At 47.3% G+C, this 17,013-nt stretch carries 13 protein-coding genes; 6 read left to right on the plus strand and 7 right to left on the minus strand.

The genetic code is table 11. From position 1 onward, the window contains the following. Window positions 1–48 precede the first annotated feature (48 nt). Window positions 49–1,011 (minus strand): glutathione S-transferase family protein, encoded by a 963-nt coding sequence (locus tag LRP49_RS09340; protein WP_274141827.1) that lies wholly within the window; start codon window positions 1,009–1,011, stop codon window positions 49–51. Window positions 1,012–1,149: 138 nt separating this feature from the next. Further along, entirely contained in the window at window positions 1,150–1,581 is a 432-nt protein-coding gene (locus LRP49_RS09345; RefSeq protein WP_274141828.1) for a hypothetical protein, read from the minus strand. Between the two features lie 211 nt (window positions 1,582–1,792). On the opposite strand from LRP49_RS09345, the gene xthA reads away from it, so the two are divergent. Then, entirely contained in the window at window positions 1,793–2,599 is an 807-nt protein-coding gene (gene xthA / locus LRP49_RS09350; RefSeq protein ID WP_274141829.1) for an exodeoxyribonuclease III, read from the plus strand. A gap of 65 nt (window positions 2,600–2,664) precedes the next feature. Here the strand turns inward: xthA and LRP49_RS09355 are convergent, their stop codons facing one another. From LRP49_RS09355 to LRP49_RS09370, 4 genes are all read right to left on the minus strand, one after another. Beyond that, on the minus strand, window positions 2,665–3,390 hold the full coding sequence (locus tag LRP49_RS09355) for an ABC transporter permease (protein WP_274141830.1): 726 nt from the start codon (window positions 3,388–3,390) through the stop codon (window positions 2,665–2,667). Between the two features lie 11 nt (window positions 3,391–3,401). After that, a complete protein-coding gene (locus tag LRP49_RS09360; RefSeq protein ID WP_274141831.1) occupies window positions 3,402–4,103 on the minus strand; it encodes an ABC transporter permease in 702 nt (233 codons plus the stop codon). 325 nt (window positions 4,104–4,428) lie between these two features. Then, window positions 4,429–5,193, minus strand: coding sequence for a transporter substrate-binding domain-containing protein (locus LRP49_RS09365; RefSeq protein ID WP_274141832.1), 765 nt, complete (start codon window positions 5,191–5,193; stop codon window positions 4,429–4,431). 97 nt (window positions 5,194–5,290) lie between these two features. Next, window positions 5,291–6,061, minus strand: a complete 771-nt coding sequence (locus LRP49_RS09370) for an ABC transporter ATP-binding protein (RefSeq protein ID WP_274141833.1) — start codon at window positions 6,059–6,061, stop codon at window positions 5,291–5,293. A 352-nt stretch (window positions 6,062–6,413) separates the two neighbouring features. Between LRP49_RS09370 and LRP49_RS09375 the strand changes: the two genes are divergently transcribed. Further along, entirely contained in the window at window positions 6,414–8,072 is a 1,659-nt protein-coding gene (locus LRP49_RS09375; protein ID WP_274141835.1) for an ABC transporter substrate-binding protein, read from the plus strand. A 10-nt stretch (window positions 8,073–8,082) separates the two neighbouring features. On the opposite strand, the gene LRP49_RS09380 is transcribed toward LRP49_RS09375, so the two are convergent. Next, a complete protein-coding gene (locus tag LRP49_RS09380) occupies window positions 8,083–9,243 on the minus strand; it encodes a tetratricopeptide repeat protein (RefSeq protein ID WP_274141837.1) in 1,161 nt (386 codons plus the stop codon). 172 nt (window positions 9,244–9,415) lie between these two features. Between LRP49_RS09380 and ycaO the strand changes: the two genes are divergently transcribed. The 4 genes from ycaO (at window position 9,416) to LRP49_RS09400 (ending at window position 17,011) form a co-directional block, all read left to right on the plus strand. Beyond that, the gene (gene ycaO, locus LRP49_RS09385) at window positions 9,416–11,170 is read left to right on the plus strand and encodes a 30S ribosomal protein S12 methylthiotransferase accessory factor YcaO (RefSeq protein ID WP_274141839.1); all 1,755 of its coding nucleotides are present in this window, start codon (window positions 9,416–9,418) and stop codon (window positions 11,168–11,170) included. Between the two features lie 425 nt (window positions 11,171–11,595). Beyond that, the gene (locus LRP49_RS09390) at window positions 11,596–13,140 is read left to right on the plus strand and encodes a DUF3360 family protein (protein ID WP_274141840.1); all 1,545 of its coding nucleotides are present in this window, start codon (window positions 11,596–11,598) and stop codon (window positions 13,138–13,140) included. Between the two features lie 198 nt (window positions 13,141–13,338). Next, complete coding sequence (pflB, locus tag LRP49_RS09395) at window positions 13,339–15,615, plus strand: formate C-acetyltransferase (protein ID WP_274141842.1); 2,277 nt, start codon at window positions 13,339–13,341, stop codon at window positions 15,613–15,615. Between the two features lie 193 nt (window positions 15,616–15,808). After that, window positions 15,809–17,011 carry an EAL domain-containing response regulator gene (locus LRP49_RS09400; protein ID WP_274141843.1) on the plus strand — a complete coding sequence of 401 codons (1,203 nt, stop codon included), beginning with the start codon at window positions 15,809–15,811 and terminating at the stop codon, window positions 17,009–17,011. Window positions 17,012–17,013: the final 2 nt, after the last annotated feature.

Raw genomic sequence — 17,013 nt, forward strand, 5'->3', positions numbered from 1 at the left:
TCATTAAAAAAGCCAGCTCATCGAGCTGGCTTTTTGCTTTCCTGACAATTAAACACTTTCGCGACCATGTGGCGTTGTTAAATCCTGCTCTGGCCCTTTCGGCACAACACGTGTTGGGTTGATGTTGGCATGGCTGTAGTAGTAGTGACGTTTGATGTGGTGCATATCCACTGTCTCTGCCACACCCGCAACCTGATACAACTCTTTTAGATAACCAAAGATGTGCTCATACTGGGCAATCTGCTGACGGTTACATTTGAAGTGCCCCACGTAAACCGGGTCAAAACGCGCCAATGTAGTGAAGATTCGCCAATCTGCTTCTGTGATTTGATCGCCAGCCAGATAACGACTGGTTGCCAGATGCGCGTCCACTTTGTCCAATGCCGCGAATAGATTATCGAACGCATCTTCATACGCCTCCTGCGTCGTCGCAAAACCGCAGCGATAAACGCCATTGTTGATGTTTGGATAGACATAATCGTTCCAATCATCAATCAATCCGCGTGATGCTTCTGGATAGAAATCGTCCGTGTTACCTGTCACCTCGTTGAACGCAGTATTGAACATGCGGATGATTTCAGACGATTCGTTGCTGACTATGGTTTCCGTTTGTTTATCCCACAGCACAGGCACGGTTACACGTCCGGTGTAATCAGTTTTCGCTTTGGTGTACACCTGATGCATGTAGTTAAAACTGTAAAGCGACTCTGGCTCATCAAACTGCCAGCCTTTTTCCATCATGTCAGGGCTGACTACAGAGACAGTAATGTGCCCTTCAAGGCCTTTCAGTTTACGGAAAATTAGCGTCCGGTGTGCCCATGGGCATGCCAGAGACACATAAAGGTGATAACGGCCGGATTCTGCTTTAAAGCCACTTTCTCCCGTTGGCCCCGCTTCGCCTGTTGCCGTAACCCAGGAGCGAAACCCCGCATCCTCTCGCACGAATTTACCACCCGATGATTTCGTGTCATACCAGACGTCATGCCATACACCGTCGACTAATTTACCCATCTCTCATCTCCTTTGCGTCAATGAGATAAGTATATATTTCGTCGTTAATGAAGTCGGCAGAAGGGATTTGTCAGTGTCGTTCGAAAAATTCGAAGAAGAGAAGCTACACGCCCTGCTTCAGGGCGTGTTTAACGAAGGTTAGGACTTACCGCCCAACATATAGATGTTATAGGTGACATCGAAAGACGCACTGCCGTCAGGGAAGGTTTCATGGATCTTGATTTCATCCCCTTCGATCGCAAAACGAATCGTCGGATCCTGAGCTTGATCTCGCCAACGCCCCTCTTGCCCTTGAGACCAAATTGCGCGCGTCTTATCAACTTTGCAGCGGTAATACCATTTCTTGCCATCATCCGGACGTTTATAAGAAATGTGGAAAATATTCAGCTCTGTTTCGGGCTCAACCACCGTCTTATCAATACTCATTATTGACGGGCTTTTCCCTTTAATCGCAGCAAGACTCGCCTTACAAATTTGTTCTTGTGTGAAGTCCCCGTATTCGCTGCATCCAAACAAAGCAAAAGGCGCAAGAATTACGGTCAGGGATTTCATTAGCGTACACAGTTTCATTTAAACGCCTCCGTCCAATTCACACATTCTAAGTAAGACATTGAGTGCCAAATACATTCTTTAGTGAAAGCATAGTTGCAAAGATGAGACTTCGCCGCATTATCAAAACACACGGACTCAGCAACACCTTGTTATTGTTCAGCTAAACAAAGTAATTTTAGATACACTATCCCTACTCAATGCATTCAAACCCAAAGAGAAGTTAGTCAGCATGAAAGTCATTTCATTTAATATCAACGGATTGCGCGCTCGCCTTCACCAACTTCAAGCACTTATCGAGAAACATCAGCCAGATGTCATCGGCTTACAAGAAATCAAAGTTCACGATGAGGCTTTCCCTGTCGAAGACGTTGAAGCCATGGGCTACAAGGTGTATTTCCACGGTCAAAAAGCACATTACGGTGTTGCCATGCTGTGTAAGCAAGAGCCTGTTAAGGTTCAAAAAGGCTTTCCAACGGATGATGATGAAGCTCAACGCCGTATGATCATGGCGACGTTCGAACAAGAAGACGGCAGCACACTTACGGTACTGAACGGCTACTTCCCTCAAGGTGAAAACATCGCGCATGAAACCAAGTACCCAGCCAAGCGCAAGTTCTACAAGGATTTGATGACTTACCTGAATGATGCTCACACCAATGACGAGAAAGTGATCGTAATGGGCGACATCAACATTAGCCCGATTGATTTAGATATTGGCATTGGTGAAGTCAACCGTAAGCGCTGGTTGAAAACAGGCAAATGTTCATTCCAGCCGGAAGAACGTGAAATGCTGGCAACTTTGATGGATTGGGGGTTTGTTGATACCTTCCGTCAGCAATTCCCAGACGTAGACGACAAGTTCTCGTGGTTTGACTACCGCTCTCGCGGCTTTGATGACAATCGCGGCCTGCGTATTGACGTGATTTTGGCAACGCCATCTCTAGCTGCTGATTGCATTGATACCGGCATCGATTACGAACTCCGTGGCATTGAAAAGCCTTCTGACCACGCACCGATTTGGGCAACGTTTAAGTAAGCCAAATTCAGCATAAAAAAAGCCAGCGTCGTTGCGCTGGCTTTTTTGTCTCTGCTGTCTCAGGGCTATTTGGTTTCTAGCGGTCTCAAATGTCGATGCCAATGATGCTCCAGACGCTTAAAGCCATACACAATGGTAAAGGTCAGGCACAGATAAATGGCTGCCACAAACAAGAAGGCATCAAACGGCGCATAGAAGCGAGCATAAATGTCTCGTGCCGCTCCCGTCAGATCGATAATTGTCACGACAGAAGCAATCGAACTGGAATGCAGCATAAAGATCACTTCATTACTGTATGCCGGCAGTGCACGACGAAATGCCGAAGGCAGAATAATACGACGCAAAATCGTAAATCGTGACATGCCATAGGCTTTACCCGCTTCAATTTCCCCGCGCGGCGTAGCAATCATCGCACCACGTAATATTTCCGTGGTATACGCGGCAGTGTTCAGAACGAACGCAATGAGGCAGGGGTAAAAGGCATCTTCAACAACGGTCCAGAACATCGACTGTTGTATGCCCTCAATCGTCGCCACACCATAGTAAATGATGTAAAGCTGAATAAGCAGAGGCGTTCCACGGAACACATAGACATATACCCAAACTGGACGATTAATCCATGGGTTCTTTGATGTTCTCGCGACAGCCAGCGGCACAGCCAATATCAGCCCGAGCACCAGTGACAAAAAGACAAGCTGCACGGTAACGGTCAAGCCATCCCAGTAGTGCAGAATTGTCGTTGAATTAAATATCTCGTTCTGGTCGAGAAAAGCGTAAATTGACTCTAACATGCGTTATCTCCTCAACCTCTAACGACACCAGCACTGAATTTTCGCTCAAGTCTTTTGAGTCCTAATTCAGATATGGACGTGATAAGCAGATACACCGCAGCAACGGGAATGAAAAACTTAAACGGCTCGTTGACTGCGCCTGCTGCCTCTTTCGCAAGACGCGTCATATCCGCAAGCCCAATCACTGACACCAATGCCGTTGTTTTTACCAGCACTAGCCAGTTATTGCCGATACCTGGCAATGCATGACGCATCATTTGGGGGAACATGATTCGACGAAAGACCATCCAGCGGCTCATGCCATACGCCGTTCCAGCCTCAAGTTGCCCTCTATCAACCGCGAGAAAAGCACCACGAAAGGTTTCAGCCATGTAGGCACCAAAGATAAAGCCAATGGTGGCAACACCCGCAGTGAATTCATCGACGTTAAAGAAAACGTCAATCTCATAGGCTTCATACAACCAATCTGAAAAATTGTTCAGCATGATTTGGACGCCGAAAAAGATCAGCAGCATGAGCACCAAATCTGGCACGCCTCGGACAACGGTGGAGTACACCGTCGCCACACCCCGTGCGACAGGATTGTGTGACAGCCTTGCCATTGCAGTGATCAGTCCCAGAAACACCGCAATAAACGCCGACAGCACCGCCAATTCGACGGTTAAAATCGCCCCCATAAAGATGGATGGGCCATAGCCATGCAGATCTAACATCCTTTCCTCCTGCACGAATTCACTGACAACGAAACGACCGCTTTATAACTCTTGTATTTCGTTTTCGCTTATCAGTCGAAAGGGAGCGAACCCGCTCCCCTAGAGCTTTATCAGCCTTGTAAGAAATAATTCGAACAAGGCTTATTTCTGAAGAATGGTTTTTGCAACATAGCTGTTGCTGACCATTCTACAGATTGCTGTAAATAGATGGTGCTGTATCAAGGCAACAAGCAAACGAGTCGCCGGGAGCTTAGTTCACTAAGTGACCAAGCGAGTTTGCGCAGTTAACACCGATACAGTGCCATCTATGACCAGCGAAGCAGATTTACATTTTGATGTCGTACGCAAAATACTTCTTACGAATCTCATCATACGTACCGTTCGCCTTCACTTCCGCTAGTGACTCGTTAAAGATACCTGCTAGGTCTTTGTCACGCTTACGGAATGCAGCACCTACGCCACCACCTAATTGAATGGTATCGCCGACCGCTTCAAAGGTGTCACCGTCTTTACCGCCTAGAATGGCTGCTTCACCCACTGGGAAGTCAATCAATACGATGTCCAGACGACCACCTTGAAGATCCAGTACCAGATCATCACCTGTGGTATAACGCTTCACTTCGGCCACTTTGCCAAATGTGTCGGTTGCGTGCGTATCTTGAATAGTACCGCGCTGTACGCCGATACGTTTACCTTCCAATGATGAAGCATCAGCTGGGTTAACCGTGGAGCCTTTTGGCGCGAAGTAGCCACTTGGCGTGTTGTAGTAAGGTTCTGAGAACAGAACCTGCTTGGCACGTTCAGGCGTAATGGACATTGAAGAGAAGATAACGTCGTACTTACGCGCTTTTAAACCAGGGATAATGCCGTCCCATGCCTGAACAACCCAGCTACAGTTCAGCTTCGCGTTTTCACAAACAGCGTTACCGAGATCAACTTCAAAGCCAGTCAATGTGCCATCTGGTGCTTTATATTCAAATGGTTCATAAGGTACATCCACAGCGATGCGCACATCTTTCCAATCTTTCGCTTGAACAGCTGTCGCGCCAAGAGCAGCAGTCACTGCAACAGCAACTAACCATTTTTTCATCTTTCTGTCTCCTTATGGATTTTGTTATCAGGTGGTACAACTCCTTCTCCACCTGCGGTCTTTGCGTCAATACGCATTAGCTTAAGAGCAATAAAACTTAGTAAATAGACGAGATGAACTGTTGTAGACGTTCAGACTCGGGCTGGGTAAATAGCTTCTCTGGGTGACCTTGTTCTTCCACCAAACCTTGGTGCAAGAACATCACATGGTTGGACACGTCTCGGGCAAATGCCATTTCATGTGTCACGACCAACATGGTTCGCCCTTCTTCGGCGAGGCTTTTCATCACATTTAGGACTTCACCAACCAGTTCGGGGTCAAGTGCGGAAGTAGGCTCATCAAAAAGTAACACTTCAGGTTCAACGGCTAGCGCACGTGCTATGGCAGCACGTTGTTGTTGACCACCAGACAGATGCCCAGGGTAGTAATCACGTCGCTCCCAAAGACCTACACGCTGAAGGTAGGCCTCAGCGCGCTCTAGTGCTTCAGCTTTTGGCACGCCCAAAACATGAATTGGTGCTTCAATAACGTTTTCCATCACCGTCATATGAGACCAAAGATTGAAGCCTTGAAAGACCATAGCCAGACGTGAGCGAATGCGTTGTACTTGTTTTTCATTCACCGGCACAGCTTGACCACCGCGACCGTTTTTCATTTCGATGAGTTCGCCCTGCACCCAGATTTCACCACTGGTTGGCGTTTCGAGAAGATTAATACAACGGAGAAACGTACTCTTGCCTGATCCGGAAGAGCCGATAATTGAAATCACGTCGCCCTTGTGGGCATCGAGTGATATGCCCTTGAGCACTTCATGTTGCCCAAAGGTTTTATGTAAATCTTTTATTTGAAGCGCCACTTCGTCCTTCATGCGCTTGACTCCTGTCTCATTTTTATATGTCTCGCAGATATGCCGCAAAGCGGGCCCTCATGCATTTATTGAGACCTAGCCACCTCTACGAGAGGTTGTTGTTAACCTTTTTATTATTTTCGACCCTGCAGCGATACAATCCACTGATTAAGCCCAATTATGTGAAAATAACACCCAAAACCTTATGTGGCAACAAATTGTTAACCTAGTAAAAAGTAATAATTAAGTCGAATTTTTCGCATAAATACGCAATCGATAGTGACAAGACCTTCACTAATCTCATTGATGGGACTTTTGGCTTGGTGTAGGGTGATAGGCAAAAATAACGTATAAATTCAGAGAAGATAGAGCTATGTTGCTTCGCTTGCTTACAACATGCTGCTGGGCCATTACATTTTCTGCTGGTGCAGTACCCAATGTGCTGACCATCATGCCAGAGCTGTCAAATGGCTTTGTGCGCAACTACAACCCTTTCCGTGCCGATTCTCTCGCAACCACCAAAGACTTTATCTTCGAATATCTTTATATCCTTGAGGAAAGCGGGATTCACTACCGACTCGCGGAAAAATACCAGCTAGATACTGACTTAAAAGGCATCACTCTTACGCTAAGAAAGGGCATAAAGTGGTCAGATGGCACACCGTTTACTGCCGATGATGTCGCGTACTCGTTGCAGTTAGTTAAAGATATCCCTGAATTGGATTCTAATTCACTCGGAGAGTGGATAAGCCATGTTGAGAAACGTGGCGAAAATGAGGTCTACGTCTCGTTAGTTCGTCCAAACGCGCAGATTGTTCAAAAAATTGCAGGTGCAGTTATCGTTCCCAAACACCACTGGGAAACGGTAGACCGTAAATTGGATTACACCAATCCTAACCCTATTGGAACGGGGCCGTTTACCAATATCAAAGCGTTCAGCAGCAATAATATTGTTCAATGTCGCAACGCTCTTTACTGGCAAAAAAGTGCGCTTGACGTCGACTGCATTCGTTACCCAATGGTGAAAACCAACGATGAACTCATTTCACGCTTAAGTCGTGGTGAATTCGATTGGGCCAGTGCTTTTATCCCAGATATTGACCGCAATTACGCCTCATATTCACCCAATTACCATTACTCACATCAACCTTCGACCGTCGTCAGCCTGATGCTTAACTTCGACCACCCTGACAAAGAGGTGAAAAGCGCGATCAATGACGTTCAATTTCGACGCGCGGTATCCATGGGATTAAGGCGTGACATGCTTATTGATGTGGCTCTATTTGGCCAAGGCCAAAAGGCCATTTTCGCCAGCGGATTAGAATCAAAGTTTAAGAAGTGGGTGTCAGATGCTGCTGCCGAACAGCACTTGTACTACATACGATTCCATCCTGAAGCGGCAGAGCGACTGCTGGATGAGGCGGGTATTACTGACAAGGATGGCGACGGATTTCGGGATCTCCCATCAGGGAAGCCTTTTTCCTTATCCATTGTCGCACCGTCGGGTTGGACAGATTTCACGTCAGCCTCAAACATCATCAGTGATATGCTCAAAAAAATAGGTTTAGACGTACGCGCAGTGCCTCTGCCCTTCACGGTATATGTAGAACGCATTACCAATGGGCAATTTGATATCGGTATCACCAACTATTTTTCTGGTTTGACGCCATACAAGTATTTCGACTCTGCATTTAACAGCATGTATCAAACATCGACGTCACCAAGATTCGCGCAGCATAAATACTACAACAAGGATGTCGATACCCTGCTCGAAGCGTTTTTATTGACGACAGATCCAAACGAACAAGTTCGTATTATCAACGAACTGCATTTCATTCTTGCCGAGCAGCAAGTCACGATACCGCTGTATTACAAGCTGAATACGGTAGAGTTTACCTCTTCTCGATTTGCGGGATGGCGAGTCAAACCCAATGGCAAGCCAAATGTTCCCCCTATTTGGTATACAGAGAGAGCGAGACTCATCCAGCTCCTCGATTTAAAACCTATCGACCCGATTATCTTCCGAAAATAAATGGCAGGGCTCAATTTGCTTTAATTAAGTCTAACGTTTTTAACCAAACATCGGCTTCCCCCTGGGGGTCAAGCTGCTTGAGCTTATGATACGCGGAGCGTGACAGATCGAGTTGGTGGGTTTTCATGGCACTGTATCCCAGGATCTCCCATAGGTACGGGTCGTCTTGCGCGCCCATATCAATGGCCTGTTGTGCCAATATGACAGCGGCGTCCCACCTTTGCAGTTGAGACGCAATTTTGCATTGCGCCTTAAGCAAAGGAAGCTCTGGTTGTTCATTCAACGCGGAGGCAATTTGCCAAGCATCCGCCCAACGCGCCGCCTGCATTTTGTATTCAAGCCGATACGTTTCTACGACACGGTCAGTCGTCACCGCGTTAGCCTCAATGCCTCTGTCTAACCAAGCAACGGCCTCATCAGGATCTCCGATTCGGGCAGCATAATGTGCGAGGTTGAGGTAATCGTTTTGTATCAATGTATCCCCCGCGCTCGACGCCGCTTCCATAAGCGACAAAGCTTGTCGATAGCTCCCTAAGCGAGCAAGTGCTGCAGCTTCTTTTCGCGTCCAACGAATATCCTGACCAAAACGTTGCTTTAGTTCACGTGTCGTATTGATTAACGCGCGGTGTTGACCGAGTTGCTCTTCACTGATGGCTTTTATCTGCCAGATAAACTCGGGAATATCAGAATATCCTGCAATGATTGCATTGGCCTGCGTCAACGCTCCCGCATAGTTTTTCACGGAAAATAGCGCGCGCGTGTAGAGTTGATCAACCGGTTGGTATGGTGGGAATGACTCAAGATACATACGGCTATATTGAATCGCCACTTCAGGCTTTCCACGCTTCATAGAAAGTGAAACCAACGCGCCTAGCGTGTCTTGTCGCAAACTCGCTGGCAACTTTCTGAATTTCAGTGCTTGTGTATAAGCAAGATACGCGCGGTCATAGTCTCCCTCACTGAGATAAATGTATCCGAGTAACCGCTGATGCAAAGCCCCTTGCTCGTCATTATCCGCAACCAGAGCTTTGGCAATTGATGCCGCCTCAGTGAGTTCGTCTTCCGACAAAAGCTGTTCAATGCGCTGAAGGTGACGAGCAAAGTCAGGATCGTTTGCCTGCGCAGAAAAACTCACCCCCAAGATGAAGATAGCGATGCCGAAAGTTTTCATGTCCCTTGCCAATAACGAGTTGATATCTCGACTATAACGCACATTGCACAACCTTAGCCTTGAAAATCATCCATTTTTTGCATGCACGCAACATATCAAAATATTCGTAACCTCTATGTTGGTATATATACCTCGTATATACTTCGCGCCTTCAAAAGAGACAGAGAATCACATGAAAACCTATATCCCCGGTAAAGACGCAGCTTTAGAAGAATCCATCAACGCTTTCGAAGCCAAATTGACAGCTGCTGGCTTCAATGTTGAGCCTGTTTCCTGGCTGAATCCGGTGCCGAATGTTTGGTCTGTGCACATCCGCGATGTTGATGCACCAATGAACTTCACCAACGGCAAAGGTGCCAGCAAAAAAGCCGCGCTGGCTTCTGCACTGGGTGAGTATTTCGAACGTCTGTCATGCAACTATTTCTATGCTGATTTCTACTTGGGTCAAGACATTGCCGAGTCCCCTTTTGTTCATTACCCGAACGAAAAGTGGTTCCCATTGACCGATGATGACACCCTGCCAACGGATCTTTTGGATGACGCAATGCGCGCGTTTTACGATCCAGAAGAAATGCTGAATGCCAGCGATCTGATTGACCTTCAATCAGGCAATGAAGAACGTGGCATCTGTGCACTGCCGTTCATTCGTCAGGCCGATCAACAAACCGTATATGTTCCTATGAATATTATCGGTAACCTGTATGTGTCTAACGGCATGTCTGCAGGTAACACTAAGACAGAAGCGCGCAGCCAAGGTCTGTCAGAAGTGTTCGAGCGCGCGATTAAAAACCGCATCATCGCTGAGCGCATCAGCATGCCAGAGATCCCTGATGAAGTGATTGCCCGCTACCCGAGCATCAAAGCGTCAATTGATGCTCTCGTGGAAGAAGGGTTTCCTATTGCTGTCTATGACGCCTCGATGGGCGGGAACTATCCAGTCGTTTGTGTAACCTTGTTTAACCCAAACAACGGCACATGTTTCACCTCTTGGGGGGCGCACCCTCGTTTCCAAGTCGCACTGGAGCGCACAGTCACCGAATTGCTGCAAGGCCGTGGCCTGAAAGATTTGGATGTATTCGAAGCACCTTCGTTCCACGACGAAGATGTGGCCGATCACCACAACCTCGAAACTCACTTCATTGATTCATCAGGCACCGTATCTTGGGACATGTTTAAAGACACGCCTGACTATGCGTTTACGGAATGGAACTTCGAAGGTACCTCTGAAGAAGAGGTGGAATGGCTACTTGGCAAATTACATGCAGAAGACGCAGATGCCTATATCGCTGATTACGACCACTTGGGCGTAAATTGTTGTCGTATCGTTGTGCCGGGTTGGTCTGAAATCTATCCGCCAGAAGAAGTTCAACTTTGCAACAACAACCGTGGTACCGACCTGCGTGATGCCATGAGCATGCTATTGGCGACTGACTTTGCGGATGAAGAAGTGGAATCACTGTTCGATGTGCTGGATATGTCAGACTTTGATGACAGCTACATGGTGTGCGAACTGATGGGTATTGCACCTGATGCTGGAAGTGCTTGGAAGTCACTGACTATCGGTGAGCTGAAATGTCTGTTAGCACTGGCGATGGGTGACTTAGAGTCTGCCCAAGAGTTTGCGGCTTGGAGCATAGAGTACAACGCTACCATTTACAGTAAAGACCGCTTGAACTTTATGCGTTGCCTGATCGCGAGCCTAGAGCTAGCTCAAGATGAAAGCCGCAACCCTGTTGAGTATCGCCGCGCGTTTGGCTTTACCTTTGGCGACGCAATCACTGATGCGGTATGGAACTCAATTTCCGGCGATATCCGTTTCTTTGGCCTTGATGCACCCGAAGCAGATTTAACAAGCTTTAGTACTCATCAGAAGTTGCTGGGTTCTTACCACAAACTGCAAGCAGCCAAATCACGCGCAGCAAACTAATTTGTAGTATTTCAACACCTAATCAACAAAGTCGGTCATTTGTCTGTGACCGACTTTGCAACCTTCTCTCCTCACACTCTGAGCAATCGTAGATTCACAGTATAATCGCCGGTTTACTATCACGCTGTAGCACATACCGACCTCCCTCACCTGTAATTTAATTACAAAATAATTGCTTACCGCCCTAATTGTGTGGAATAAAGCATCTACTAAGTCACATTTCGTTATTTTCAGACCACTCAGTCTGTAATTTATTTTCACGAAAATGATCTAAATCAAGTTTACAAAAGACACCTTTGTTAGTATTTCCGTAACGAATTTTAGCCTCACACGAACACGTTTCTGGCGACTAATATTGCCAAACAAAATTCTAACAAAGTGAGGGGCTCAATCAGCATTGATTGCTTTTGTACGAAGAGGACTTTATGTCAATCCAAGCTCCATCCGAGCAAGCTGGCGACCAGGCGCAAAGCGAATACCAAGCTAAGCACCGCCCTGCTTCCGAGTTCGCAACACGTTCAGACTATCTGGACCACGAACTTCAAATCATGAACCCACGCCGCTACAAGCTAAACCTTCCTGGCCGTGACTTCCGTTTCGAGCTAGAAGACCTTGTTCCTGCGCTTGCTGGTACCATTGGTATCATCGCGATGTACTCAGCAGTAATGATGTCTTGGGCCGAAGGCCTAACAGCTGCATGGGACCACATCGAACTGGGTAAACAATTCGCCATCGAAGTTGCACGTGTAGAAATGCTTATTCCAGCGTTTCTGTTCTGTGTTCTTGCATCGGGTTTCATCAACCCACGCGCGAACCTTGCAGGCAACCATGGTCCAATGATCCCTCTAATCGGCACGATCGCTCTTGCCGGTGCTCACCCTCTTGCATTAGCAATTTTGATTGGTGTCTTTGGTCTTGCGTTGAGCTTCCTCAAAGGGGGGTCCAAGCTGGTTAACCTCACCTCTGAAGGTACTGCCGGTGGCTTGCTGATCTTCCTTGGTTTAACGGGTACTGTAAGCCAGATTACCTCTATCCAAGAATGGGCTGTAGGCATTCAATCGCCAACGGTTGAAGCAGGTAGCATGGGCTACGTTGGCCTGATTGTTCTTGCTGTGACGATTGCGCTATACGCTCTTCTAGCGAAATACAACAAGCGTTGGTTAGCGATTCCAGTTTGTGCCTTCACAGGTCTGGTTATTGCGCTGGCACTGGGTACAGGTTTTGACATCCAGTTTGTAACAGAGACAGGTCTACCTAACCTAAACCCTGTTTACTGGTGGGGTTCTACCTCTGAAGGTTGGATGCTTGGCATGCCAAACTTCGAGCACTTCATTGCTTCTCTGCCTTTCGCAATCCTGGCAGTTGCGATGTGGTCACCAGACTTCCTGGGTCACCGTATTTTCCAAGAGCTGAACTATCCGAAGAAAACTGAACGCGTATTGATGGATGTTGATGACACCATGACCATGTGTTCTATCCGTCAAATGGTAGGTACAGCAGTGGGTGGTGGTAACATCACGTCATCTTGGGGTACATACATGATCCCTGCGGCGATTGCGAAGCGTCCTATCCCTGCGGGTTCTATCCTGCTAGGTCTATTGGTGATGATCATCGCTATCCTTGGTTTCCCAATGGATGTCGCTGTATGGCCACCAGTAATGCGCGTTGCTCTGCTAGTAGGTGTATCACTACCTCTGCTTGAAGCAGGCATGCAAATGGTTAAAGACTCTAAGTCTTCACAAGCAGCAGGCATCTGTATCTTCGGTGCTGCGGTTGTTAACCCTGTACTGGCTTGGGCACTAACCATGCTTCTAGACAACAACGGTCTTATCGGTGACAAAGAGCGTGCTGAGCGTTTGTCTTTTGTTGATAAAATCGTCATCCCTGTTGGTGTATTGGTGATCTGTCTGGTCGCTATGCTGGCAGTAGGTATGTTTGAAGATCAGTACGGCATTCCAGCTCTACTGTAATCTCCGTTTGGGCAGCTAAAAATAGCTGCCCAAATTACTATCCAAAACTGGGTAAGAGAGCGTAAAATCAAGCACGTTTCGAATTAGCGTTATTGCTTTTACCGTTTTTTAATTCGCGTACTGTCCGCTGTGTTACGCAGTGGAGTGGTTTTATGCTGCTAAGTACTTGTTTTCTTCTACTAAAAAGGTAGGTACATCATGTCTGAGCAATTTGCTAAAGCATGGGAAGGGTTCGCTGAAGGCGAATGGCAGAAAGAAGTCGACGTTCGTGACTTCATTCAGAAGAACTACACTCCTTACGAGGGTGATGAATCTTTCATGGTTACTGAAGGTACTGAAGCGACTAACAAGCTTTGGGAAAAAGTCATGGAAGGCATCAAGCTTGAGAACTCTACTCACGCGCCTGTAGACTTCGACACTTCTGTTATCTCTACCATTACTGCTCATGACGCTGGTTACATCAACAAAGATCTGGAAAAGATTGTTGGTCTGCAAACTGAAGCGCCACTGAAGCGTGCACTGATCCCTAACGGTGGTGTACGTATGATCGAGGGTTCTTGCAAAGCGTACAATCGCGAGCTAGACCCAATGGTTTCTAAAATTTACTCAGAATACCGTAAGACTCACAACCAAGGCGTATTTGATATCTACACTCCAGATATCATGAACTGCCGTAAGTCTGGTGTTCTGACTGGTCTGCCTGACGCATACGGCCGTGGTCGTATCATCGGTGACTACCGCCGCGTAGCACTGTACGGTATCGACTTCCTGCTGAAAGACAAAGCGAAGCAATTCCACTCGCTGCAAGCGAAACTGGAAGCTGGCGACGATCTGCAAATGACTATGCAGCTTCGTGAAGAAATCCAAGAGCAATACCGTGCTCTGAACCAGATTAAAGAAATGGCTGCGAAATACGGCTACGACATTTCTGGTCCTGCAACTGACGCACAAGAAGCTGTTCAATGGCTGTACTTCGGCTACCTGGCTGCTGTTAAGTCTCAAAACGGTGCAGCAATGTCACTGGGTCGTACTTCTACGTTCCTTGACGTGTACATCGAGCGTGACATTGCTTCTGGCAAAATCACTGAAGTTGACGCACAAGAAATCATCGACCACTTCGTAATGAAGCTGCGTATGGTTCGCTTCCTGCGTACTCCTGAGTACGATGAGCTGTTCTCTGGTGACCCAATCTGGGCAACCGAGTCAATGGGTGGTATGGGTTGTGACGGTCGTACTCTGGTAAGCCGTACTAACTTCCGCTTCCTGAACACTCTGTACACCATGGGTCCAAGCCCAGAGCCAAACATCACTGTTCTGTGGTCTGAGCAACTGCCTGACGGCTTCAAGCGTTTCTGTGCGAAAGTATCTATCGATACTTCTTCTATCCAGTACGAAAACGATGACCTGATGCGTCCAGATTTCGACAACGATGACTACGCTATCGCTTGTTGTGTATCTCCACAGGTTATTGGTAAGCACATGCAGTTCTTCGGCGCACGTGCAAACCTTGCTAAAACTCTGCTGTATGTAATCAACGGCGGTGTGGATGAGAAACTGAAACTGCAAGTTGGTCCTAAACAAGCTCCAATGATGGACGAGTACCTAGACTTTGATAAAGTTTGGGCTGGTCTAGACAGCTTCATGGATTGGCTGGCAACTCAGTACGTGACCGCGCTGAACGCGATTCACTACTCTCACGACAAGTACAGCTACGAAGCATCTCTGATGGCTCTGATGGATCGCGACGTATACCGTACTATGGCGTGTGGTATCGCAGGTCTGTCTGTAGCAGCTGACTCACTGTCTGCTATCAAGTACGCGAAAGTGAAACCAGTTCGTGACGAAGACGGCATTGCTATCGACTTCGAAATCGAAGGCGACTATCCGAAATTCGGTAACAACGACAACCGCGTTGATGATCTGGCTTGTGAAATGGTTGAGAAGTTTATGAACAAGATTCGTAAACTGAAAACTTACCGCAACGCGGTTCCAACTCAGTCAATCCTGACCATCACTTCTAACGTTGTATACGGTAAGAAGACAGGTAACACGCCTGACGGTCGTCGTGCAGGTGCACCATTCGCACCAGGCGCAAACCCAATGCACGGTCGCGATGAGAAAGGTGCAGTAGCATCTCTGACTTCTGTAGGTAAACTGCCATTCGCTCACGCGAAAGACGGTATCTCTTACACCTTCTCTATCGTACCTAACGCACTGGGTAAAGACACTGACACTCAGAAAGCTAACCTTGCTGGTCTGATGGATGGTTACTTCCACCACGAGTCTGGTATCGAAGGCGGTCAGCACCTGAACGTTAACGTTCTGAACCGTGAAACTCTGGAAGACGCAGTTAAGAACCCAGAGAAGTACCCTCAGCTGACTATCCGTGTATCAGGTTACGCTGTTCGCTTTAACTCTCTGACTGCTGAACAGCAGAAAGACGTTATCGCACGTACTTTCACTGAATCTCTGTAATCTGAGCATTCAATGAATCAAAAAACACCTCCCTCGTGGAGGTGTTTTTTTATGCCTGCATTTTTACACACCTAAACCACCTTAACCGCATTTCGTTCTGTAGACGTTCCTTCAATTACCTTCCATACTCAACGTAAGTGATTGCTAAAACAGCCTCTTTGACAGACACATGGATAACCATCAGTGGGGAAACATGAACATTTTGCTCGTAGAAGACCACCCCTTCCAGCGTGACCTTATCGCTGGGCAACTGAAACAACTGATTTCTGGCAATGATGCCCTCATCATTGCACCCGACGGATACACCGCCGCTGAAAAAATCCTCGAACACAAGCCTGACTTGATTTTCTGCGACCTCGATTTACCCGACATTGATGGTATTAAGCTACTCAGTAATGCCGCTGAGCACGGTTTCAATGGCTGTATAGTGATCACCAGTGCTGCGTCACCCAAGCTGCTCGATACGGTCAAAAACATGTGTGAGAGTTTTCATCTCAATGTGCTTGGAACCCTGCCGAAACCTGCCTCTATTCCATTACTCAAGTATTACTTGAATCTAGCAATCGAGCACGATACCAACTTCCCAGCCGATCTGGTTCCTCTGCATGAATCAGAGATATTGGAAGCGTGGAATGCCGGGTTATTTGAAACCTGGTTTCAACCCATCGTGCGTTTGAATGATGGTAAATGGATCGCCTGTGAAGCATTACAACGTTTGCGCCATCCAACCCGCGGCGTGTTAACGCCTCACGCATTCTTACCCCAGCTCATTTCACTTGGGCTTGAGGCCGAACTTACCTTCAAGGTTATCGATGCGGTTATTGAGCATCAATCAACGCTAGAAAACCATCCGGTCGGGGTGAATATCTCCGTCGACAACCTTATCGCTTTCAACTTCATTGACCGTTTGTTGGAAAAAACAAAGCACAGCCCAGATCTGAATCAACGCATCTATTTTGAGCTCAATGAACCCGAACACTTCGAACAGTTAGGACAACTGCAAGAAGCCGCATCAAGGCTTCTGTTAAACGGGTTCAGACTGGCGATTGATGACTTTGGCTCTGGCTATGCCACACTCCAGCAAGTTGAGTTTTTACCCCTAGATTCCGTAAAAGTAGGACTGGGTTGCGTACTGCCTATGCTGAGCAGTCGAACCTCTTTAGCGTTGGTTGAAGCAAGCGTCTTGGTGGCCAATCGTATCGATATTGCCTCTGTCGCTGAAGGTATTGAATGTATTGAGGTATGGCATGCGTTACGCGACATGGGGTGTGACTATGGCCAAGGTTTCTTCATTGCTAAGCCGATGCCGCCTGAAAGCATTGATCAGTGGAAACCACTTTGGAATTCCGTCATAGAAAGTCGCTCACTTTGCCCACCTCTGGTCAGCACCATTTAATC

Source organism: Enterovibrio qingdaonensis (assembly GCF_028683135.1).
In the GTDB taxonomy this organism is placed as follows: Bacteria; Pseudomonadota; Gammaproteobacteria; order Enterobacterales; family Vibrionaceae; genus Enterovibrio; species Enterovibrio qingdaonensis.

Bases quoted from the DNA above. Each gene is read 5' to 3' on its own strand.
- LRP49_RS09340 (WP_274141827.1), bottom strand. From the start codon at position 1,011: ATGGGTAAATTAGTCGACGGTGTATGGCATGACGTCTGGTATGACACG.
- LRP49_RS09345 (WP_274141828.1), bottom strand. From the start codon at position 1,581: ATGAAACTGTGTACGCTAATGAAATCCCTGACCGTAATTCTTGCGCCT.
- xthA (WP_274141829.1), top strand. From the start codon at position 1,793: ATGAAAGTCATTTCATTTAATATCAACGGATTGCGCGCTCGCCTTCAC.
- LRP49_RS09355 (WP_274141830.1), bottom strand. From the start codon at position 3,390: ATGTTAGAGTCAATTTACGCTTTTCTCGACCAGAACGAGATATTTAAT.
- LRP49_RS09360 (WP_274141831.1), bottom strand. From the start codon at position 4,103: ATGTTAGATCTGCATGGCTATGGCCCATCCATCTTTATGGGGGCGATT.
- LRP49_RS09365 (WP_274141832.1), bottom strand. From the start codon at position 5,193: ATGAAAAAATGGTTAGTTGCTGTTGCAGTGACTGCTGCTCTTGGCGCG.
- LRP49_RS09370 (WP_274141833.1), bottom strand. From the start codon at position 6,061: ATGAAGGACGAAGTGGCGCTTCAAATAAAAGATTTACATAAAACCTTT.
- LRP49_RS09375 (WP_274141835.1), top strand. From the start codon at position 6,414: ATGTTGCTTCGCTTGCTTACAACATGCTGCTGGGCCATTACATTTTCT.
- LRP49_RS09380 (WP_274141837.1), bottom strand. From the start codon at position 9,243: ATGAAAACTTTCGGCATCGCTATCTTCATCTTGGGGGTGAGTTTTTCT.
- ycaO (WP_274141839.1), top strand. From the start codon at position 9,416: ATGAAAACCTATATCCCCGGTAAAGACGCAGCTTTAGAAGAATCCATC.
- LRP49_RS09390 (WP_274141840.1), top strand. From the start codon at position 11,596: ATGTCAATCCAAGCTCCATCCGAGCAAGCTGGCGACCAGGCGCAAAGC.
- pflB (WP_274141842.1), top strand. From the start codon at position 13,339: ATGTCTGAGCAATTTGCTAAAGCATGGGAAGGGTTCGCTGAAGGCGAA.
- LRP49_RS09400 (WP_274141843.1), top strand. From the start codon at position 15,809: ATGAACATTTTGCTCGTAGAAGACCACCCCTTCCAGCGTGACCTTATC.